The 21472-nt window shown below is 36.2% G+C and carries 16 protein-coding genes; 7 read left to right on the top strand and 9 right to left on the bottom strand.

The window, feature by feature from the left end:
• Window positions 1–2 precede the first annotated feature (2 nt).
• Entirely contained in the window at window positions 3–1340 is a 1338-nt protein-coding gene (gene dgt / locus BST91_RS12680) for a dGTP triphosphohydrolase (protein ID WP_085775601.1), read from the top strand.
• A gap of 24 nt (window positions 1341–1364) precedes the next feature.
• Complete coding sequence (locus tag BST91_RS12675) at window positions 1365–4166, top strand: T9SS type A sorting domain-containing protein (protein ID WP_085775600.1); 2802 nt, start codon at window positions 1365–1367, stop codon at window positions 4164–4166.
• Here BST91_RS12675 and BST91_RS12670 read toward each other — a convergent pair.
• A complete protein-coding gene (locus tag BST91_RS12670; protein WP_085775599.1) occupies window positions 4152–5948 on the bottom strand; it encodes a 1-deoxy-D-xylulose-5-phosphate synthase in 1797 nt (598 codons plus the stop codon). The genes BST91_RS12675 and BST91_RS12670 overlap by 15 nt on opposite strands.
• 140 nt (window positions 5949–6088) lie before the next feature.
• Here BST91_RS12670 and BST91_RS12665 point away from each other — a divergent pair, with 140 nt between their 5' ends.
• Window positions 6089–6538 carry a nucleoside deaminase gene (locus tag BST91_RS12665; protein WP_085775598.1) on the top strand — a complete coding sequence of 150 codons (450 nt, stop codon included), beginning with the start codon at window positions 6089–6091 and terminating at the stop codon, window positions 6536–6538.
• Here the strand turns inward: BST91_RS12665 and BST91_RS12660 are convergent.
• Genes BST91_RS12660 through greA form a run of 3 tightly spaced genes read right to left on the bottom strand, consistent with a single transcriptional unit; the run spans window position 6531 to window position 7894 of the window.
• Window positions 6531–7016, bottom strand: coding sequence for an SRPBCC family protein (locus BST91_RS12660; protein WP_085775597.1), 486 nt, complete (start codon window positions 7014–7016; stop codon window positions 6531–6533). The genes BST91_RS12665 and BST91_RS12660 overlap by 8 nt on opposite strands.
• A gap of 6 nt (window positions 7017–7022) precedes the next feature.
• Window positions 7023–7421: an HIT family protein gene (locus BST91_RS12655; protein ID WP_085775596.1), complete on the bottom strand. Its 399-nt coding sequence runs from the start codon at window positions 7419–7421 to the stop codon at window positions 7023–7025.
• On the bottom strand, window positions 7421–7894 hold the full coding sequence (gene greA / locus BST91_RS12650) for a transcription elongation factor GreA (protein ID WP_085775595.1): 474 nt from the start codon (window positions 7892–7894) through the stop codon (window positions 7421–7423). The genes BST91_RS12655 and greA overlap by 1 nt, the downstream gene beginning before the upstream one ends.
• 192 nt (window positions 7895–8086) lie before the next feature.
• Between greA and BST91_RS12645 the strand changes: the two genes are divergently transcribed.
• Window positions 8087–8515: a Rieske (2Fe-2S) protein gene (locus BST91_RS12645; protein ID WP_085775594.1), complete on the top strand. Its 429-nt coding sequence runs from the start codon at window positions 8087–8089 to the stop codon at window positions 8513–8515.
• 245 nt (window positions 8516–8760) lie between these two features.
• On the opposite strand, the gene BST91_RS12640 is transcribed toward BST91_RS12645, so the two are convergent.
• The 3 genes from BST91_RS12640 to BST91_RS12630 form a co-directional block, all read right to left on the bottom strand.
• Window positions 8761–10941 (bottom strand): TonB-dependent receptor, encoded by a 2181-nt coding sequence (locus BST91_RS12640; protein ID WP_085775593.1) that lies wholly within the window; start codon window positions 10939–10941, stop codon window positions 8761–8763.
• Window positions 10942–11315: 374 nt separating this feature from the next.
• Window positions 11316–12731, bottom strand: coding sequence for a DUF5689 domain-containing protein (locus BST91_RS12635; protein ID WP_240919351.1), 1416 nt, complete (start codon window positions 12729–12731; stop codon window positions 11316–11318).
• Window positions 12732–12765: 34 nt separating this feature from the next.
• A complete protein-coding gene (locus BST91_RS12630) occupies window positions 12766–15606 on the bottom strand; it encodes a carboxypeptidase regulatory-like domain-containing protein (protein ID WP_085775591.1) in 2841 nt (946 codons plus the stop codon).
• Between the two features lie 122 nt (window positions 15607–15728).
• On the opposite strand from BST91_RS12630, the gene BST91_RS12625 reads away from it, so the two are divergent.
• Window positions 15729–16823, top strand: a complete 1095-nt coding sequence (locus BST91_RS12625) for an endonuclease/exonuclease/phosphatase family protein (protein ID WP_085775590.1) — start codon at window positions 15729–15731, stop codon at window positions 16821–16823.
• A 56-nt stretch (window positions 16824–16879) separates the two neighbouring features.
• On the opposite strand, the gene BST91_RS12620 is transcribed toward BST91_RS12625, so the two are convergent.
• Both BST91_RS12620 and BST91_RS12615 read right to left on the bottom strand, forming a co-directional pair.
• Window positions 16880–17248 carry a YraN family protein gene (locus tag BST91_RS12620; RefSeq protein WP_085775589.1) on the bottom strand — a complete coding sequence of 123 codons (369 nt, stop codon included), beginning with the start codon at window positions 17246–17248 and terminating at the stop codon, window positions 16880–16882.
• A gap of 1 nt (window position 17249) precedes the next feature.
• Window positions 17250–18149, bottom strand: coding sequence for a S66 peptidase family protein (locus tag BST91_RS12615; RefSeq protein ID WP_042276284.1), 900 nt, complete (start codon window positions 18147–18149; stop codon window positions 17250–17252).
• A gap of 98 nt (window positions 18150–18247) precedes the next feature.
• Between BST91_RS12615 and BST91_RS12610 the strand changes: the two genes are divergently transcribed.
• Both BST91_RS12610 and BST91_RS12605 read left to right on the top strand, forming a co-directional pair.
• Entirely contained in the window at window positions 18248–19702 is a 1455-nt protein-coding gene (locus BST91_RS12610) for a DUF1800 domain-containing protein (RefSeq protein WP_085775588.1), read from the top strand.
• A gap of 8 nt (window positions 19703–19710) precedes the next feature.
• Entirely contained in the window at window positions 19711–21315 is a 1605-nt protein-coding gene (locus BST91_RS12605; RefSeq protein ID WP_085775587.1) for a DUF1501 domain-containing protein, read from the top strand.
• The last annotated feature ends 157 nt before the right edge of the window (window positions 21316–21472 follow it).

The following is a 21472-nucleotide window of genomic DNA, read 5'->3' as shown; positions in this document are numbered from 1 at the left end:
GTATGAACTGGGAGCAATTACTGTCACTTAAAAGATTTGGAGACAAAAAGCCTAGGCCTAGAAACCAGCAAGATGAACTACGATTAGGTTTTGAGGTGGATTATGACAGAGTTATTTTTTCTAAACCTTTTAGAACCCTTCAGGATAAAACTCAAGTAATACCACTTAGTCAATCAGGATTTGTGCATACTAGACTCACTCACAGTCTAGAAGTAAGTGTGGTTGGTAGATCGTTGGGTCGAATGACAGGTAAAGCAATATTAGAAAAACATCCACATCTGGTTGAACTTGGTTATAAACAACAAGATTTTGGGGCAATTGTAGCTGCAGCCGCACTGGCTCACGATATAGGAAATCCTCCATTTGGACACAGCGGTGAAAAAGCAATAGGAAGTTATTTTAATACTCGTGTGGATAAAATGGTATGGGACACGCTTTCGCGAAAGCAGAAACAAGACCTACTCTTATATGAAGGAAATGCAAATGGATATCACTTACTTAATCAAAATAGCCCAGGAACTCCTGGTGGCCTACGTTTGTCCTATGCAACATTAGGTGCATTCATTAAATACCCTAAAGAATCATTACCACATCGTCCTACTAAACACATCTCCCAGAAAAAATATGGTGTTTTTCAAGCTGATGTGGATCATTTTAATGACGTGATCAATGAATTAGGTTTAAAAACTGAAAATAAGCAGGAACCTTTTCATCGTCATCCACTTACATATCTTGTTGAAGCCGCCGATGATATATGCTATACTATTATTGATTTTGAAGATGGAATTAATTTAGGCTATATAAGTGAAGATCATGCTTTGGAACAACTAATTAAACTAGTCAAGGATTCAATAAAGATTGAAACCTACACTCAACTTACAGGTACACAAGAACGGTTAACCTATTTGAGATCACTAGCAATTAATAGCCTGATCAATGATGCAGTTAGGATATTCATGGAAAATGAATCAACTATTTTGGCTGGTAATTTTACTTGTTCATTAATGGATAAATCTGCTTACAAACCACAGATCGACGATATATTAAAAATCACCATTGAACGAGTTTACCAGCACCCAGAAGTCATCGAAAAGGAATTAGCAGGATATAAAATGATACAAGATATTTTACATGCTACCATTATCGCTCAACTCAATAAATATAAAGGTAATGAGACGCATTACGACCAATTGATTTATAAAGCCTGTGGAACAGATTTAAGATTGGGCACAACAGAATATGAATGTATGCTTAACGCTTGTGGCTTTGTAGCTTCACTTACTGATAGTAAAGCAATGAATCTTTTTCATATAATCAACGGGCAAACTAAAATAACTTAATTACTTTTATATAAAATTTAGGCTATGAAAACCTTCAGTAAGTTACTTATTATCATTTCGTTTGCCTTGCTTTACTCTTGTAGCAACAATGATAACACCCAAATCAATAAAGATAGAGAGCAACACGAAACTTTTCTAGACACTCATCCTTTTAACCAGACTATACAACTATCCAGAGAAGATAGAAAAAAACAAGGTCTTCCACCAAACGCGTATTATGAAAGAGAATACCTGTTAACCATGAATCCTAGCCTGGGTAGACCTACTCCAGAGAAAGTTAAGTTAATTAACAAGGATCTTGAAATTGCTAAAAGCGTTCCAGGAAACTCTAGAAGTTGGGAAGATCGTGGACCAAATAATATCGGTGGTCGCACTCATGTAGTTTTCTTTGACCCGAACGACGTTGGACCTAATAATGGTGATGGAATAGATTACAACCGTGCTTTCGCAGGTGGTGTAGGAGGCGGATTGTGGGTTAATGAGGATGTAACCGACGCAAACTCTTCATGGACTATTATCCCTGGTGTAGCATCTAATCTTAATGTAAGTTGCTATGCAATAGATCCCAACGATCCATTAACAATGTATATAGGAACAGGAGAAATTTACACTTTTGGAGCAGCTGTTGGTAACGGTCTTTATAAAACCACAGACGGCGGATTGACTTGGAACACAGTTCCCATCAATATTGCAGGTGGTGGTGATCAAAACATTGCTGGTGACATTTTTAAATCAGGCATATTCTTTATTACTGATGTAATTGTAAGGGATGTTAATGGCACTTCAGAAATATATGTCGGTATAGGAGGAGAAAACTATGCTTCTCCCAATTTTAATATTGGAAACCCTGATAACACCTTAGGCCTTCAAAATTCCGGTTTGTATAGAAGTATTGACTCAGGCCTGTCTTGGAACAGAATTGAAGAACCCAACCTAAGTTATACGGAAGGAAATAACACTTTCTATTACATTCCAAATGACTTTGAAATAGCAGCAGACAATGAATTGTATTTTGGAACGATTGGTTCTCCTTTATCAAATCAGGGAGGTGGTTTAATTTATAGAAGTGTTAATGGAACAAATTGGAACCTTGCAGCAACCATATCAGGAGCTGACAGAGTAGAAATAGCAACATCAAAAACTAATTCTGATTTATTCTATGTAGCCGTACAAACATTTTCAAATCAAGCAGATCTTTATAAAACCAGCAATGATTTTTTAAGCTTAAATCCCATGAATGAACCGGATGATGCGGACAATACAATTCCTGCAAGTGATTTTACTCGAGGACAAGCGTTTTATGATTTAGTGATTGAAGTAGACCCAAATAACGATCAAATTCTTTATGCTGGTGGGATAGATTCCTTCATTAGTCAAAATGGAGGAAGTTCATGGCAACAAATTTCTAAATGGACCAACTTTAACGGTCTAAACGCACTACCTGTTCCTTTTGTTCACGCAGATATTCATGCTATTAGTTTTAGACCAGGTAATTCAAATGAAGGATTGATAGGGTCAGATGGAGGCTGTTCTTATGTATCAAGCTTTAATAGCGCATCAAGCTCTTCAAACGCTATTGAAAACAGAAATAACAATCTGAATATTACTCAATTCTACTATGCTGCGATTGATGAAAACGGAGCAAGTAACGGAGATGATTTTGCAGGAGGAACACAAGATAATGGTACACTAGTCGTTAATAATGCTCAAGCAGGCCCTAATCCTTTTCTATTAGCCGTTGGCGGCGATGGAGCACACACTGACATCGATGGTGCCGATGGTTATGTAGTAGTATCTACCCAATACAATAATCATAGGTATTACACCTATCCAGGTTATAGCTTTAGATATTGTGTAACCTCTTCAAATTGTGGAGACAACGCTGGTGGAACAGGAGATTTTATTAATGTTGCTGAATTGGATAAGGTTAATGATTATTTATTTGCCAATAGCAAAACATTTAATGGTAATAATGGAATCGAGGTTTGTCAATTATTTGCATCCACATCAAATTGCAATACTATAACGTCAAATCAAATTTCTAATGACAGACCTACAGCGATGAAGGCTTCTCCATTTGCAAATGGGAATCCTGTTTTATTTGTAGGTACTGAAAGATCAAATATATTTCGTGTCACTAATGTTACTTCTTCCCCAGTGTGGACAAATATTAATCCAAATGGACTGTTAGGTAGTGTATCAGACATCGAGTTTGGGTCAACAGAACAGGAGATTTACCTCACAGTTCACAATTATGGTGTAAATAATATATTTTACACAGGCGATGGTGGAGTGACATGGCAAAGAAAAGATGGAAATTTACCCGATATACCTGTCAAAACCATTCTTCCAAATCCTTTGTTACCTAATGAAGTTCTTATTGGGACTGAAATAGGAATCTATACCACTGCAGACTTCGATTCTGCAAGACCCAATTGGATTCCAGCTATAAATGGTATGACTAATGTTAAAGTTGTTGATCTAGATTATCGGGCTAGCGACAACACAGTATTAGCAGCTACTCATGGTAGAGGACTATTTACTGGCACCTTAGATACAGCAAGCATAGCTGACAGTAACGAAATTTCCAATGAAATTTTTGTTACACCAACCGTGTCAAATGGAACTTTTTCAATTCACAGTGAATTGGAAAATACATATGATGTAAAGCTCCATGATTTAAACGGTCGCAGAGTTTGGTCAAAAGAGAATATGACGCTTAGTAAACAAGGTTCTCAAGTACAATTAAACTTAAAATCAGGTTACTATATTTTAAGTGCTTATAAAGACAACATTGCAATAAGTACCAAGCTACTGATTAAGTAACTTACTTAGTAGATTTAGTATAGATGCCTCATCTATACTTACCTCTTTATACAATTGTTCTGTAGGGCCATGACTTATAAATGTGTCTGGAATTCCTAAAGAATGGATTTTGACAGAATATGCTTTTTTGGATTCATCACCGATTGATGGATTTGAAAAAGCATAATTTTTTATAGTGGATCCCAATCCTCCTATCAAACTACCATCTTCAATAGTTACAATATGCTCATGAGATTCAAAAACCGATTGTAACATATTCTTGTCAAGTGGTTTTAAAAAGCGAACGTCAATGTGAGTTACGGATAATTGATTTTCTTGAATAAGTTTTTGCACGGTAACCCCAATAGGTCCCAAGGTTAATACAGCAACATGTTTACCTCTAGACAAAGTTCTAGATGTACCAATTGAAATTTTTCCCAAGGTAGATCGCCAATTTATTGAATTACATCGACCTCTAGGATAACGTATAGCAATAGGTAAATCCAACCCTAAAGAAGCAGTGAACATCATACTTCTTAACTCCATCGCATCCATAGGCGCAGCTATAATTAAATCGGGTATACAATTAAGATAGGCAAGGTCAAAAACCCCATGATGTGTAGGCCCATCTTTTCCTACAAGTCCTGCCCTATCCAAACAAAAGATAACTGGTAATTTTTGCAATGCCACGTCGTGAATCACCTGATCATAAGCCCTTTGTAAAAATGTTGAGTACACATTGCAAAATGGAATTAATCCTTGTGTGGCCATCCCAGCTGCCAATGTCACAGCATGCTGTTCTGCTATTCCCACATCAAATGCTCGATCAGGAAATGCTTGCATCATGATTTTCATTGAGCTACCAGTAGGCATTGCAGGCGTTATGCCTATTATCTTATCATTAGCTTCTGCAAGTTCAACAAGCGTATGACCAAAAACATCTTGGAATTTTGGCGGTAACATACTCGTATCACTAGGTGTAAGATCACCCGTTATCTTATCAAATTTACCAGGAGCGTGATATCTTACTTGATCAATTTCAGCCTGCTTTAGACCTTTTCCTTTAACAGTTCTTATATGCAATAAACGTGGGCCATTAAGAGTTTTTTGCCTTTTCAGCTCACGTAATAAGCCATTCATATCATGACCATCAATAGGTCCCGAATAATCAAATTTGAGCGCTTCAAAAATATTATCTTGACCTGTTTCTTTTCCAGATTTGGTAGTGGTTAAGTACTCTTTAAGAGCTCCTACACTAGGATCAATACCTATGGCATTGTCATTTAGTATAACTAATAAATCTACGTTACTTACTCCGGCGTGGTTGAGCGCTTCAAATGCCATACCGCTAGCTATACTAGCATCTCCTACAACGGCTATATGTTTTTTTGACGAGTTTGATAATTTACTAGCTATCGCCATTCCTAATGCTGCACTTATAGCTGTAGAGCTGTGTCCTACACCAAATGTATCGTAGTTGCTCTCATCAATTTTTGGAAAACCGGACAATCCACCATAATCACGGTTAGTTTTAAACGCTTCTCTGCGACCCGTCAAAATCTTATGGCCATAAGCTTGATGACCTACATCCCAAACTAATAAATCATCAGGTGTATCAAAGACATAATGCAACGCTATAGTAAGCTCTATTACTCCTAAACTAGCTCCTAAATGTCCTTCCTTCTGAGATATTATTTCTATGATATAATCTCTTAACTCTTGAGCAATTTGGGTGAGTTCGCTTTCGCGAAAGCGTCTTAAATCACATGGGTCTTCTATCCTAGAAAGCAATGTTTCCTGCATGGGTCAAAGGTAATTCTTATCGTTGGGAATATACTACTACCACTTTAATTAAGGCTGTATAGTCCTATTGTACCTATATTTTGTACAAAGTTATCGCGTAACTTACATTTAGATAGTAATAGTTCTACTACTTTTACAGCATGATTGAACCTTACGACGATATTTACTTTATGAAAAAAGCGATTCAAGAAGCTCAAGAAGCTCTTGACCGCAATGAAATACCGGTAGGTGCTATCATCGTTACACAAAATAGAATCATAGCACGAGGACATAATTTAACCGAAACATTAAACGATGTTACCGCTCATGCCGAAATGCAAGCTATTACAGCTGGGGCTAGTTTTCTAGGTGGCAAATATCTTAAAGACTGTACTATGTATATCACACTAGAACCTTGTCAAATGTGTGCCGGCGCATTGTACTGGTCACAAATAAGCAAGATAGTTTTTGGCGCTAGCGACAGCTCACGAGGATACAGGAATATGGGAACTCAACTTCACCCTAAAACTGAAATTGTAAGTGGTATATTGGAAAATGAATGTGCTGCCTTGATGACGGAGTTCTTCAGAAGAAAAAGAGCGCTTAATTAGCAAAATTGGGTAAACTATTTTTCCATTCTCCCGATTCTACAAAGGATTTTAAAATTCGATTGCGTGATTCTAAAAATTGATACATATATTTTTTTAGAAACATGAAATCGGCGAGTTTTCCTAGCCATCCTAATGGTGTATGGTAGGTAAAAATGTCTTTCATAATGACATAATTTTCCTTTTGCTCAAAAAAATGCTCATGTTTAAAACTCTTAAATGCACCAGATTGCATTTCGTCAACAAAATAATTTGGTCTTTGTAGAAGAGTAACCTTTGAAGTCAAATTTTGATAAACACCCAAATGCTTGGCTCGCCAAGTAACTGACTCACCTTCCTCTATTAATCCACTAGTTTTTCCGGCAATCGCGCGTTCCTTGCTACCAGATGTTGAAATAAGATGAAAATCTATACTTCTGGCTAGATCAAAAACAACTTTCACATCGCCTTTAATACGTGTTTCTATTTTGATTACAGGCATATAAGCCTAGTTCCCGTTAAAATATCTCTCGCTTAATCTAGTAGCCAGCTCACTCATCTCATCTTGTGACATACTTACTTTTGACGAGAAACGCATATCATCCATTGTACGTATGGGAATTAAATGCACATGAACATGTGGTACTTCTAATCCAATAACCGACATTCCTATACGCTCACAAGTAATCTCTTGTCTTAATATTAAAGCAACCTCTCTTGAGAAACTCATTAAATCGTCATACTCTTGCTTTTCTAGATCAAATAGTTTGTTCACTTCCTTTTTTGGAATACAAAGAGTATGTCCAGGAGCATTTGGATTAATATCCAGAAAAGCTAGAAAACTCTCATTTTCTGCCACCTTATGACAAGGAATTTCACCAGTGATAATTTTAGAAAAAATACTCATTACCTACTTATTTCCAGTATTTCTAATTTAATGGTTCCTACTGGAACTTGAACTTCGGCCACTTGACCAACTTCCTTACCCAAAAGTCCTTTACCTATAGGAGAATCGACTGAGATGTATCCTTTGGCTAGATCTGCCTCGCTTTGAGCAACAAGTTTGTAATTCATCACCATGTTGTTGTTCAAATTTTTAATCTTAACAGTGCTATGAATAAGTGCTTTGGATAAATCCAGGCTGTTCTCATCAATAATCCTAGCGTTAGCCACGACTTGTTCTAGTTTTGAAATTCTCATCTCGAGCAAGCCTTGAGCCTCTTTGGCTGCGTCATATTCGGCATTTTCACTTAAATCACCTTTATCTCTTGCCTCGGCGATAGCTTGTGATGCCTTTGGACGTTCAACGTCTTTTAGTTGCTTTAATTCGTCTTTTAATTTCTTTAGACCTTCTTCCGTATAGTATGATACATTACTCATAATGATATTTTTATGTGGATGCTTGTGTCGTATTTCGCTTTCGCGAAAGCGGAATAACTACGCCATCATGTTCAAACATCACACAGGTTGTTCTATAAATAAGAAAATCCCATCATTGCTGCGGGATTCTAAATCAAATATACGAAATAACTAAGTTTGCGTTATACATTTACACTCATTTTAAAAAAAGCTATGAAAAATTGGAAATTAATTTTAATTGTTTTGGGTTTTATATCCTGTGAGGACGACGAGTTGCGCAATCGTAATCCTAACTTACTGGATCTAGGGTTTGCAGTCGAGTTGAACACATCCTTACCTCAATATAGTGGTTTAAACTTTCCCGGTAACACGGTTGAGATTTCGGGTTTTGGGAATCGTGGTATTGTGGTCTATAATTCAAACAATAGAGATTATTTTGCCTTTGATTTAAGCGATCCTAACCATACACCTAATGAATGTTCTAGAATGGAAATAAATGGTATTGAAGCTAGTTGCCCATGCCCTACAGATAATAATAAATATAGCCTAATCAACGGTCAACCTTTAGAAGGCAATGGAGAATATGGCATGAAGGCATATCGTGTAGTGCGCAATGGGAACATTATTACCGTTTCAAATTGATTAAATTATGTATAGCTACAAACCTTATGATTAGAAAGGATATGGACTAATCTAGGGTTTTCCTACTTTGGTTTTCAATACATTTCAAAATGATTTGGAATACCGGATTTAAAACTTAATTTACTTCTGTCATGACAATTAATAGTGCGCGGAACTCTGAAAAGCACCTAATAGAGTAATAAAAAATAATAAAATCCTGTACCACGATAGGTACAGGATTTTATTATTCTTCAAAGTTAAATAACTTAAAAATTCAAGGTAACACCAGCTAAAAAGTTAATACCAGCTTGTGGATAATAACCTACACCTTCAATTGTTGTAATTGAATTTGGATTAGACCACGTGTCATCAAATGTGAAATAATAACCATTTGAGACGTACTTCTCATTAAAGATATTATTAATCAATCCAGTAAAAACTATTGAATCAAAAATGGATTTAGTTTTAAGAGTGTATATAAAGTTGATGTCAGTGGTTGAATAACTTTCTAACCTTGATAAATCAGCTTCTGTATTACTCATAAATTGTTCTCCTACAAACTTAGTCAATAAACTTACTTGAAAGGTTTCACTAGGTTGGTAAGTAAGCTGATTTGCTCCTACTATATTAGGTGAAAAAGCGATATCTGTAGATCCTAAGTCAACTAGCTCTCCATCTCTAGAAACTACAGTATCCAGGTTCTTATTTGAGCTTAAAGTAACATTGGTTTGTAATGTGAACTCATTAGATAATTGAATGGCAGTTTCTAATTCTAAACCTAGTCTATAACTCTCGCCACTATTATCTCTTAATGCAGCACCTACGTCATTGATTTCACCAGTAAGAACAAGTTGCTCCTCGTAATACATGAAATAGGCATTTGCATTAAAGGCAATCTTATTTTTTTTATGACGCCATCCCAGTTCAAAATCATTTAAACGTTCTGGCTCTATATTAGGATTACTCTCAAAATCATCTCTATTAGGTTCTCTACTAGCTCTTGCATACGAGAAGTATAAATCATCATTTGAATCAATTGAATAAGTCAATCCTGCTTTTGGATTGAAGAATAAATAGTTCTCATCTACATTAAACATGGTAAGATTTGAATTTATACCCGATGTCTCGTAGTTAACATTTCTTACTTGCGCATCTAGATATAATTGAAATCTATCATCGAGTTTAAAGGTTCCTTTGGCAAAGGTTGAAAAATCATTTTTCTTACCATTTCCTTCATAATATCGGTCTCTAATTTCACTTTGACTAGCAAATCGCGCCCATATAACCTCACCGAAGTGATCTCCATCATAGTGACTAAAAGATGTTCCTAACAAAACATCCATCTTATTGTCCTTATAATTAACGTTTGCATTAACCACATAATAGTCATTATCTAACCATCTTCTGCGTATGAGATCAGTAGTATTAACCAACTGACCATCAACCGTTAATTCATCAAAACCGTAGGTACTGAAATCATCATCCTCTCTATACTGCTCAAAGAAACCTCTACCATAGGTATAGTTCAAACCTACATTTGATGACCAATTGTTATTGAAACGTTCATTCCAATGTAACTGATAATGATCTTGTTTATAATCATCTACTTCACGATCATAAAATTGTGTAACACCGTTTTCATCTTCATATTGACCAGCAGGATTGAACCTTCGATCTTCTCTTAATTGATCTCCATCGATACCGAACCAAGATTGGTACGTAACCTCTTCATTGGCAAAAGTTATGGCCTTGATCAATGTATTGTCATCAACATAGGAACCTTGTAGGTAATACGATTTTAAATCGGTTGACGCTCTATCGATATATCCATCTGATGCTATGTTAGATAACCTTCCTGATATTTCAAAATGTTCATTAAGTAATCCTGTAGAGAACTTTAAAGTATGCTTTCTACTATTAAAGCTACCATAACTATTTGCAATTTGGCCAGTAGCGTTTTTATTAACTGCATCAGTCAACAAATTAATACTTGCACCAAATGCTCCACTACCGTTAGTAGATGTTCCTACACCTCTTTGTAATTGTAAACTTTCAACAGAAGATGAAAAGTCTCCTAAATTTACCCAAAACGTACCTAGAGATTCTGCATCGGTATAGGGAATACCATTAATCGTAACATTGGTAGATTGTGAACTTACACCACGCACTCTCAAACTGGTATAACCTATACCAGCACCAGCGTCACTAGTTGTAACAACGGATGGTAAAAAATTAAGTAATGTAGGGATATCTTGTCCTAAATTACGTTTTGCAAGTTCCTCTTTGGAAACGTTGCTGTGTGTGATTGGTGAGTTTGCGTTTACACGAACGGCTTTTACAAGAACCTCATCCAACTTTTCGGCATTGGTGGTATCGGATACTTGTGTGTTTTGTGCTGTGACACCTAATCCTAGTAAGGTCAATACAGCGACTGATAAATACTTCATTTTGAACTTTTTCGTTCAAATAAAAGGGGCATTTATTCGGTCTTATTAATTAAAAATTTAAGAGGAATGTCTTTTCCTTTAATTAAGTAGATTATTACGCTTTCGCGAAAGCATAACAATCACCTGCTTTAAAGAATATCCCTTGGCAGCATTACCTGCCCAGGTTCCTCGGGTATAATCTCAGCCAGTAATACCAGCACCCCTTGAGACGGCGCAAAAGTAATATGTACAAACTAAATACCAACTAAAAAAAGAGAGTAATTATTAGGCCTTATTTTCCTACAAATAATAAGAACTTACTTGAATTTATACATACAAAAAAGTCCTTTAAGCAAGAAACTTAAAGGACTTTTATACTATGATTTAGGCAATTATTAGTTGCTTGTAATTCTAATGTTATCTAATTCGTAAGTTCCATCAAAACCAGCATCACCTGATCCCTCGTACTTAAATGCGATATAACCAGTACCCGTTAAACAGTCTAGGCTAGCAAATCCTGAAGGAACCCAGTTACCGAAGAATTCACTGTCTTCCACAATTGTAGGATCGGCAAGAGCTTCCCAAGTTGCTGTAGTTATTCCAGCAGTTGTTCCATCCCAGTCTGCACTGTAAAGTACTTGCATTTCTGAACCATCAGCGAAGCTATTAGATGTTTCAAAATCAAAAACTTCACCAGTTTGCGCATCAAAATCAATTTGTGGAGTAATTAACCACGAGATAGTACTTGTATCGTTTGAACGGAAAGAACCTACTCTTACACTATTACCTAATGAAGCATTAGTTCCTCCTGCGCTATAAACTTCCCAAGTTTCAGTACCAGCTTCAATGAAGTTAGTCCATCCAGCTGGCTGTGCTATTTGACCTGTTGATTGTGTCTCAAAATTCTCTGAAAGAATTGTTGTTGCACCAGCGGCACCAACTAATCCACATGACACTACGTCAAAATCACAACGCACATTAGGATCAAAATCAAAGTCTGCAGGACCATTTACCACGATTACAAAATTGTCATCTTCAAAATCTCTAGAAAGAATAGCAGTTACACTACCGCTTCCTCCTGGTACACTTGCAGCTTTAAAATCTGAAAAAGTACTAGTTTCTAGGCGTACTGCAGGTGCAAAAAAGTCGGTACAAGATTGAAGAAATCTTAGTCCATCAAACTGATCAGTTGCCTCGGCAGCAAATGAACGGTTATTAGCTACATCCTCGTCAGAGAACTGTGCTCCATCTAAAACGATGTACGTATTAAGTTTATCAGTAGCAAAGTCGCTAGGAGTTACAACTGTAGGAACAATTTCTGCAACGATGTCATCTCTCAAAATGAAATCTTCTTGTTGTGAAGGTGCGATCTTCTCGATGTTAGTACCACTACCAGCTATTCCAATAACAGGAACACCATTAGAAATACCAGCAGTCAATCCATCTAATTTTACAAAAATTCTACGACCAAATTCATAGGTTGTAAATAAAGGACTGTTATCTATAAGAACTTTTATACCAACTGTTGGGTTCTCAGGAGCATCCTGGATAACTATCTCTTCAAAAAAGTTTCCTGCTTCGTCACTTGAAATTACATAACCTTCCATGAATTCACCTGGAGTATCAAATGTTACTGTACCGTTTTGTGACTGGTCAATTTGTGATACTACGTTACCTATTGTAACAATATTACTAGGATCTTCAATATCTACTAATCTTGTATCTGGCACTTCATATTCATCGTCTTCTACACACGAGAATGCAACAGCCATGATAGCTGCTAGTGCAAAAATTTTATTAATGTGTTTCATTGTTGCTTTATTTAAAAATTTCATCATTGCTTTATTAGAATCTTAAATATACGTTTAAGTAATAAGTTGTTCCATTTCCAAAGAAATATCTAGGAGCAAAAACTTCTTGAGGATTGTTTTGGTCATCCCTTACCGATCTAAAGTTAGAGTTACGTGCTTGTTCAAAACCACCTGTTTTGTATTCTCTATCAAATACATTATTAATAGTAGCAAAGAATCCAACAAACTTGTCTCCAATCTTCCATGATTTACCACCAATTACATTTACAAGCACATAATCTTCAAATTGTTCTTGAGCAAGTAATTCATTAGCCAGATCTTGATCATAATCATTAAATACCTGACCGTCATAATCTAAGATAAAATTATCACTTCTGCGTAATGCGTTAACATCGATATAACCATTTGCAAAGTAATTCGTAGTTAGACCAATGTTCCAGTAATCAGGATCACGATATTCAAAACCTATTTGTAAAGCAGTTTCTGGTCCACCAGCTACATGATATCCGTCTAGCTTTGCAGTACCATCACCAAATCTAAGTTGACCGTTAAAATCATCACTAGTTAAATATAAGTCTGGATTATTAGTAAATACATTTTGTCCTAGTGCAGCAGCAGCTTTTAATTTAATCGTTGGAGTTGCTTGAACTTCAAGACCCATTTCAAGACCCATATTTCTACGATCTATATTAGTCATTACTTCTTGAACAAAAGCACTACCATCATCCAGCGGTAAACCAGTAAGATCTTCTGTAAAGTAAAAACCTACATCGCTACCATCCATAAACTTGGTATAGTAGGCAGTTAAACGTGCTTTTACATTTGGAGTACTCAATACATAGCTCAAATCTGCACTGTAAGAACGCTGCGATTCTATACCATCAACAATGTCGTTGTTTTGTCTTGCATTTGAAAAAACTGTTCTTATGTAAGGAGCTTGCGTCATGTAAGCTGCATGAAAATCTAAGAAGTTTTGTCCATTGATCTTATAAGTAGCACCACCTTTTACACCAAAATCGGTAAAGTCAACTTTATCACTTTTACCAAATGAACGATCACCTTGGAAGTTTCCGTTTTCAAATTTACCATTACGTTGGTATGAGGTTTGTGACACAGATCCAGAAAGGAAGAAATCAACCTTTGCAGTTTTAAACTGTGCTTGTGCAAATGATGATATCACATCACTATCAATTTCATAACTGTACTTATAACGATCACCTAGCCCAACAATTCTATTCGGGTTTCTTACATCTGATTGAGCAAGAACATCAAGATTTACATCTACTGACTCTTCCGCAAAAAAGTCTACATCTAGATAACCAGTTCCTCCTAATAAATCGTCAATTCTAGCATAGTTGTCACTATTTAAAGTACGGTAACGTATTCCTCCGTTAAATAGGATATTATCTGTGATATCGGCAGTAATTATAGTGTTTGCAGAGAATAATTTGTCGTCAATTCTATCTTCTTGTAAAACATAAAGTGCGTTTCTACCTTGATCAGCAAGAACTCTATTTGCTTCATAAAGACTGTTCCAATCTAACTGACCGTCGTTGATAAAGGCTTGTTCTGCTAGATAAGCATATTGAAAATCAATCGGGTCAGACCCATTTCTTAAAAAGTAAGAAGGTAAGTTTTGGTAATAATCCGGATTAGGATTTCTTGCACCACCTACATATACATTTTGACCATCAATTGTTTCTTGCGTAGTTCCTCCATTATCAATTCTAGTGTTACCTATTTTACCAAATTGATATGCCACATTGGTATTTACTCTAAGTTTAGGATTTACATCCCAGTAGTGGTTAAGCATTAGTATTGGCTCTTCTATCTCGCGAATTCTAGAGTTGCGCTCATCATTGTTTAATTCACCCCAAAATGGATTGTAAGTGATTCCCTTTAAATCACGAATTTCTTGAGTAATAGCAGTACGTCTACCTCTTCTATTTGGAGTATACATACCTGTGAAGTTTAAGCTGTGTTTATCATTAAACTTCTTTTCAACAGAAATACCTAAAGAATTTGCATCGTAAGGTGTTCCATCAGTAAAACCTTCTTCACCAGCACGTCTTGAAGCATTAATTGCATAAGCCCAACCGTTATTCATTAAGCCAGATCTATAACTAGCCATTAAACGATGTTGGTAACTACGATTACTTGATGCATAAGATATTTGAGATCCTGGACGCTGTTGCGACGCTCTCATATTTATACTTTGAACACCACCATAACCACCAAAGGTATCATCAGCAGCACTTAGCCCCATAGTAAACACCTGGTTTCTCATGATATCATTAAGCCCACCCCAGTTACTCCATTGTGGACGACCAGAGAATTGCTTATTCATTTCAATACCATTAATAAGAACTTTACCGTCCTCACTATTTAAACCACGCGGTCTGAAGAAAGTTGCACTAAAATCAAATGCTGCAGCTCTCAAGAATTGATCTCTAGCACTCATCAATAGACCAGATACGTTGTTTGCCGCATTTTCATCATCGGCAAGATCATTCTCAGTTAAAGAAATAATCCCTTGTGACTGCACCTCTAGTGAATTATCTGGTGTCATGTACAAAGGATCTAAATCAACAGGATTTTGTAAAGAAATCACTACAGGTAGTGAAAGGGCGTAGTATCCTGTGCGAACTACTTGAACCGTTTGGTCTCCTACTGGGATTGCTCCTTCTATAACAAAGTATCCATCTGCATTAGAAGTGGCCTTGAAGTCCAGACCTTTAACGGTAATAATAGCACTAGGAATGGGCTCTTCTGTAACTTCATCAATCACGCGTCCTTTAATTAGTTCTTGCGCTTGGATTAAAGAAGTAAACAAAATTAAAAACCCGAAAAGTGCTTTTCTTAAGCTAGTAATCATAAGGTTAATATTAACATTTCGTTATTAAATCGGCGCAAAACTACGTCTTTATTATCAGTTATGTACCTTTGGCACCGATTTTGACTAGATATTTTACAATAACATAATATTTGAAAGAAAAAATGTTCAAAAAATTATTTCTAGGTGCTTTATGTATTTTCGCTTTCGCGAAAGCGAACTCACTACAAGCCCAGACTACACAAGCAAAACAGTACAAAGTTAAAACTGTTGCTTTTTACAATTTAGAAAACCTATTTGACGCCGAAGACGACACAAGTATTAATGATGAGGCTAGCCCAATAATGGAAATGGCCGAAGGTAGACGTGCAGAAGTCTATAAGAAAAAACTTACTAGTATGGCACGAGTTATTAGAAAAATAGGTGCCGATAAAGCTCAAACAGCTCCAACCATTCTAGGAGTTTGTGAAATTGAAAATCGCCGAGTTCTTGAAGATCTTGTCAACCATCCTTTACTCAAGGAATTTGACTATGGCATTGTACATTTTGATTCACCAGATCGTCGTGGGATTGACACTGCAATGTTGTATAAAAAAGCTGATTTTACAGTAACCAATGCAGAATCAAAAGAGCTTTTGATTTTTGATAAATCAAGCGGAAGAAGAATATACACTCGTGACCAAACTGTTGTGACTGGAAAACTGGATGGAGATGAGATTACATTCATTGTAAACCACTGGCCATCACGTCGTGGTGGTGAACAAAAAAGTAGACCCAACCGTGTTGCTGCTGCTGCATTGAATAAAAAAATCATGGATTCAATTCATAGTATTAATTCAATGGCAAAAATCATTACCATGGGTGACTTAAATGATGACCCAACAAATGAAAGTGTAAAGGTTACATTAAACGCTCAAAAGGATCGTGAAGATGTTAAACCACAAATGATTTACAACCCGTATATTCAAATGTTAAAAGATGGTTATAATACATTAGCTTATAGAGACGCAGGTAACGTTTTTGACCAAATAATGTTTACATATCCTTTATTAAGTGAGGCAAAACAAGATGGATACATGTATTATCAAGCTAATATTTTTAATCCTAGTTTTATGACCAATAAGACTGGACGTTATAAAGGTTACCCTAAAAGAAGTTTTTCTGATGGTGATTTTACCGGTGGTTACAGTGACCACTTTCCTGTTTACATTTATTTAGTAAAAGAAATTGAAGCTAAAACAGCAAGTCAAAAAGGATAGTTTTTACTAATCTAATATTTTAAAAATCCGTAGGTTCTACTTACGGATTTTTTTCATTAAAAGTGATAGAAAGCATCTGTTATGAATTCCATACGAGTTCCTGCTTTATTTTTTATTATACTCATAATATCAAAACGCACTTCTACATCTTCTTGTGGCTCTAGGATTTCTTCTACAAAATGATGAGCTGCTGTTACTATCCTTTTAATTTGACTAGGTTTTAAAAAATCCTTAGGATCACCAAAGTCTGGTGTTCTTCTGGTTTTAACCTCTACAATGGCTATAATATCGTTTAATCGAGCTATAATGTCAATCTCATTTTTTTGATAGACAAAGTTGGTAGCCAGAATTTCATAACCCAATTTTTCAAGATGAGCTACTGCCATCTTCTCTCCTTGTTTCCCTAATTCATTGTGTTGCGCCATCCTATTGAGTTAATGTAATACGAGATTCTTCAATCGAGATATTCATAATTCTTCCCATTATCAAGCTTTGATTATTCTCGACATGTCCAGCTGGAATGTTGTAAATGACAGGATATGAATATTGTGCAGTACGTTCTTCAATAATTTGTATGGCTGTTTTACCAAAGGGAATGTCGTGATCATTCATACTGGTTAATCCACCAACTACTATCGCCTTTAATTGCGATAACACACCAGCTCTGTGCAATGAATACAACATACGCTCAAAATGATACAAATACTCATCTATTTCTTCTATAAACAAGATGGAATTATGTGTTTTTGGGAAATCATCACTTCCTAGTAAACTGTATAAGATAGACAAATTACCACCTATGAGAGTTCCCTGAATTTCCTGTGGTTTGATACCTCTATCATTTGGCACCATCATCTTAACAACTGGGTTAAAAAGAACCTCTATGAAACTAGACTGATTAGCTAGTGATTTATTGGTCCACTCCATAGGCATTAAAGCATGAATACTTTCCAGACCTAGATTAATAATTTTTGAATGAATTAATGTGATGTCCGAATAACCGATTATCCATTTAGGATACTTTAAAAGGACATCAAAATCTATCAAATCAAGAATTTGAATAGTACCATAGCCACCACGTGCAATCCAAATTGCCTTTACATCTGGATTGCTTAATGCATTATTGAAATCATCAACTCGTTGTTGGATAGATCCTCCTTGTTGATGCTCTATTTTTCCAATGGTATCGCCACATATTACAGACAACCCTTGCTGTTCCAGTGCTTTGATAGCAGGTTGCAAAGAATCTTTTTGTGCACTTCTTGCTGTGCATAATATATAAACAAGATCTCCTTTCTCTAAGTAATTTACTGGTTTATAACTCAATACAATTGGTTTTTAATCGATTTTTAAACTTTTATGAGTAATAAAAGTCATAGAACTAAGTTATAAATTTTTAACTTACCCTTTTAAACCACGTTGACATGACGGCTACACTTACTTCTTGTAATACAGATACTCTTAATACTTATGTACCTAGCGCTTCAAAACCATGGAATATAAATAGGGTAAGGCACGCTGTACGGAGGTTAGGTTATGGTATAGATCACATTCAAGAAAACAATGCATTGTCTGTTTCACCAGACGTATTTATTGAAGGTCTTATCACCGATGCGCTGGCCTACAATAACACTCCAGCTCCTAATTGGGGTTATTGGAGTCAAAGTGATTATACGGATTATAATAATGAAAGAGTAACCCAAATACAGCAATGGTGGACTCAAACTATGAATGACAATCTGAATCTTGGATTGAAGGCAAGAATGACCATGTTCTGGCATAATCATTTTGTTACCCGTGTAGAGGATTATAATGCGCCCAGTTGGTTATTTCAATATTACAATTTGCTACAAACTCATTGTTTAGGGAATTTTAAATCACTTACTAAAGCCATAGGAAAAAATGAATCCATGCTTGTATTCCTCAATGGAGTTCTAAATTATCAAGGTAATCCTAATGAGAATTATGCCAGAGAACTTTTTGAACTGTTTACTTTAGGAGAAAACAATAACTACACCCAGCAAGATATTGTTGAAGCTGCAAGAGCGCTCACAGGATATAATAGTTACACAGAGCTAGGTGCTCCCATTAACTTTTTACCAGCAGGATTTGATAATCAGTCCAAAACAATCTTTGGAGTATCGAGTAATTTTAATCACGACACTCTAATTGATCATTTATTTGCTGTAAGGGCAAATGAAATTTCAGATTTCATCATTAAAAAATTATATCGCTATTTCGTAAGTCCAGAACTACCTGCACAATCCATCATTGATACTCTCGCACTTACCTTTAGATCAAATAACTGGGAACTACTTCCCGTTCTCAGACAATTATTTAAAAGTGAACATTTTTTTGCTCAAGATGCTATAGGCGTGATTATTAAGTCTCCTATAGATTGCTTTTTAACCTTTATCAAAGAAGCGAATTTTACGATAACAGATCAACAATTATCAATCGTACATTACGTAAGTGCTGCATTAAGCCAAGAGCTTTTTAATCCTGTCGATGTTGCTGGATGGCAAGGAGATCAAGAATGGATCAATAGCACTAGCTTAACAGGTCGCTGGCAAGGATTAGAGTATATAATGTGGCAAGTATGGAATGACGATCCAGAACATTATCGCAATCTAGCCCTAGATATCGCTACCTCAAATACCGATCCTGCAATTATCGCACGTGATATAGTGGATAGGTTTGTTCCTCAATCATTACATACAAATACAGATTACACGCTTGCAACACAAGTGTTTAAAGGAGATGTTCCAGAGAACTACTTCACATCGGGACAATGGAATTTACAATGGGGTAGCGCTCCATGGCAAACTCTTTTGCTCATTCAACACATATTTAGAATGCCAGAATTCCAACTTAAATAAGAAGCGTCATGTGTCAAAATAATAACAACTATCAAGATCCTAAATCACAAGCTCATCATGACGAACATGAAGCATGGAATCGTAGAACTTTTATACAAGCTTTAGGACTAGCAGGTGCAGGAGCATTTACTTTAGGCGGCAGCCAGATAAGTAGTGCCATGGCCTCACCCATAACAGCAGCACTTACTACAAGTACCAATGACAGAATTTTAGTACTTATTAGACTTAAAGGTGGAAACGATGGCCTAAACACTATCGTCCCTATATACGACTATGGAACCTATGCTAGTCGTAGACCTAGTATTTCATTACCTCAAAATACGCTGTACAATCTTAATTCCAATCTCGGGTTACCATCATTCATGAGCAGCCTGCAATCTAGATGGGGAAATGGAGAAATGAAAGTTGTTCAAGGTGTCGGGTATAACAATCAAGACTTATCTCATTTTAGATCATCAGATATTTGGGCAAGCGCTGTGGAAACTACCAATGAAGAAACCGGCTGGTTAGGGAGATTATTTGAAAATGAATATCCTAACTTTATACTCAATCCGCCAGCAGTACCACCTGCTATTCAAATAGGTAGTTTGGGTAACTTGATATTTGACGGACAACAAACCAACTACGCCTTTTCAGTTGCCGATCCTCAACAATTGTATAATCTTGCACAAAATGGATGGCAGCATGATGTACTCAATGTCCCACCATGTACTTATGGAGACCAACTGAGTTTTTTAAGAACGACTACAAACACCACTTTTCAATATGCTGGTGTCATTCACAGTGCTTACCAAGCAAGTACTACACAAGCATCGTATAACAACAACACTATAGCCGATCAACTAGCCATTGTTGCTCGATTAATAAAAGGAAATTTAGGTACTAAGGTTTACATGGTGACTCTCGATGGATACGACACACACGCTAGTCAAGCGGCAACACATGCAGATCGGATGCAAAAATTAAGTAATGCCATAGATGCTTTTTACACCGATCTAGCAGCTTATGGAAATCAGGACGAAGTACTCGCGATGACTATTTCAGAATTTGGTCGTAGAGTAGAAGAAAATGGCTCTAATGGTACGGATCATGGAGCTGCTGCACCCATGATGCTTTTTGGACCAGGATTAAACGGTAATGGGTTTGTAGGAAACCACCCTAGCCTTACGCAATTAGACGCTGCAGGTAATATGATCCATAATATAGATTTTAGAGATGTTTATAAAACCGTACTGCAAGATTGGTTATGTATACCTCAATCAACCATCGATCAAGCCATGCTCAATGGGAATTATAATACCTTAAATCTTGGTTTTAATTGTACAACTTTAAGTTTTGATGATAGTTCAATCCAAGACATCAAACATTTAGTCTACCACTCTGGCACTGAAAATATTTTACACCTTACCTTACAATCAGGTCGTAAATGTGACATTCGTATCTACGATATGCTAGGTAAGGAGATAGGTCAAATTTCTTCGGGATATTTAATGCCTGGTACACACGAATTTAACATTAAAAACATCCTAAACACAAGGCTTCAAGAAGGTATTTATATTTATAAAATTCAAGCTGGCCAGGATCAATTATCTAGTCAGTTCCTTATGAAGTAAACGGGTTATTTGAATTAAGTTATCCTGAGCTCAAGAAAGTGCTTAAGATTGCTTGTGCAGTGATCGCTTTCGCGAAAGCGAACTAAAAATTACAACTATTAAAGGCACAGAAAATATTTTATAAATGCTTTAAAACACTAGTAGTAACCTGTAACTT

The sequence above is a fragment of the Nonlabens tegetincola genome (assembly GCF_002117085.1).
In the GTDB taxonomy this organism is placed as follows: Bacteria; Bacteroidota; Bacteroidia; order Flavobacteriales; family Flavobacteriaceae; genus Nonlabens; species Nonlabens tegetincola.
This window is presented reverse-complemented; position numbering and strand designations above follow the sequence as displayed.

Bases quoted from the DNA above. Each gene is read 5' to 3' on its own strand.
- dgt (WP_085775601.1), top strand. From the start codon at position 3: ATGAACTGGGAGCAATTACTGTCACTTAAAAGATTTGGAGACAAAAAG.
- BST91_RS12675 (WP_085775600.1), top strand. From the start codon at position 1,365: ATGAAAACCTTCAGTAAGTTACTTATTATCATTTCGTTTGCCTTGCTT.
- BST91_RS12670 (WP_085775599.1), bottom strand. From the start codon at position 5,948: ATGCAGGAAACATTGCTTTCTAGGATAGAAGACCCATGTGATTTAAGA.
- BST91_RS12665 (WP_085775598.1), top strand. From the start codon at position 6,089: ATGATTGAACCTTACGACGATATTTACTTTATGAAAAAAGCGATTCAA.
- BST91_RS12660 (WP_085775597.1), bottom strand. From the start codon at position 7,016: ATGCCTGTAATCAAAATAGAAACACGTATTAAAGGCGATGTGAAAGTT.
- BST91_RS12655 (WP_085775596.1), bottom strand. From the start codon at position 7,421: ATGAGTATTTTTTCTAAAATTATCACTGGTGAAATTCCTTGTCATAAG.
- greA (WP_085775595.1), bottom strand. From the start codon at position 7,894: ATGAGTAATGTATCATACTATACGGAAGAAGGTCTAAAGAAATTAAAA.
- BST91_RS12645 (WP_085775594.1), top strand. From the start codon at position 8,087: ATGAAAAATTGGAAATTAATTTTAATTGTTTTGGGTTTTATATCCTGT.
- BST91_RS12640 (WP_085775593.1), bottom strand. From the start codon at position 10,941: ATGAAGTATTTATCAGTCGCTGTATTGACCTTACTAGGATTAGGTGTC.
- BST91_RS12635 (WP_240919351.1), bottom strand. From the start codon at position 12,731: ATGAAACACATTAATAAAATTTTTGCACTAGCAGCTATCATGGCTGTT.
- BST91_RS12630 (WP_085775591.1), bottom strand. From the start codon at position 15,606: ATGATTACTAGCTTAAGAAAAGCACTTTTCGGGTTTTTAATTTTGTTT.
- BST91_RS12625 (WP_085775590.1), top strand. From the start codon at position 15,729: ATGTTCAAAAAATTATTTCTAGGTGCTTTATGTATTTTCGCTTTCGCG.
- BST91_RS12620 (WP_085775589.1), bottom strand. From the start codon at position 17,248: ATGGCGCAACACAATGAATTAGGGAAACAAGGAGAGAAGATGGCAGTA.
- BST91_RS12610 (WP_085775588.1), top strand. From the start codon at position 18,248: ATGACGGCTACACTTACTTCTTGTAATACAGATACTCTTAATACTTAT.
- BST91_RS12605 (WP_085775587.1), top strand. From the start codon at position 19,711: ATGTGTCAAAATAATAACAACTATCAAGATCCTAAATCACAAGCTCAT.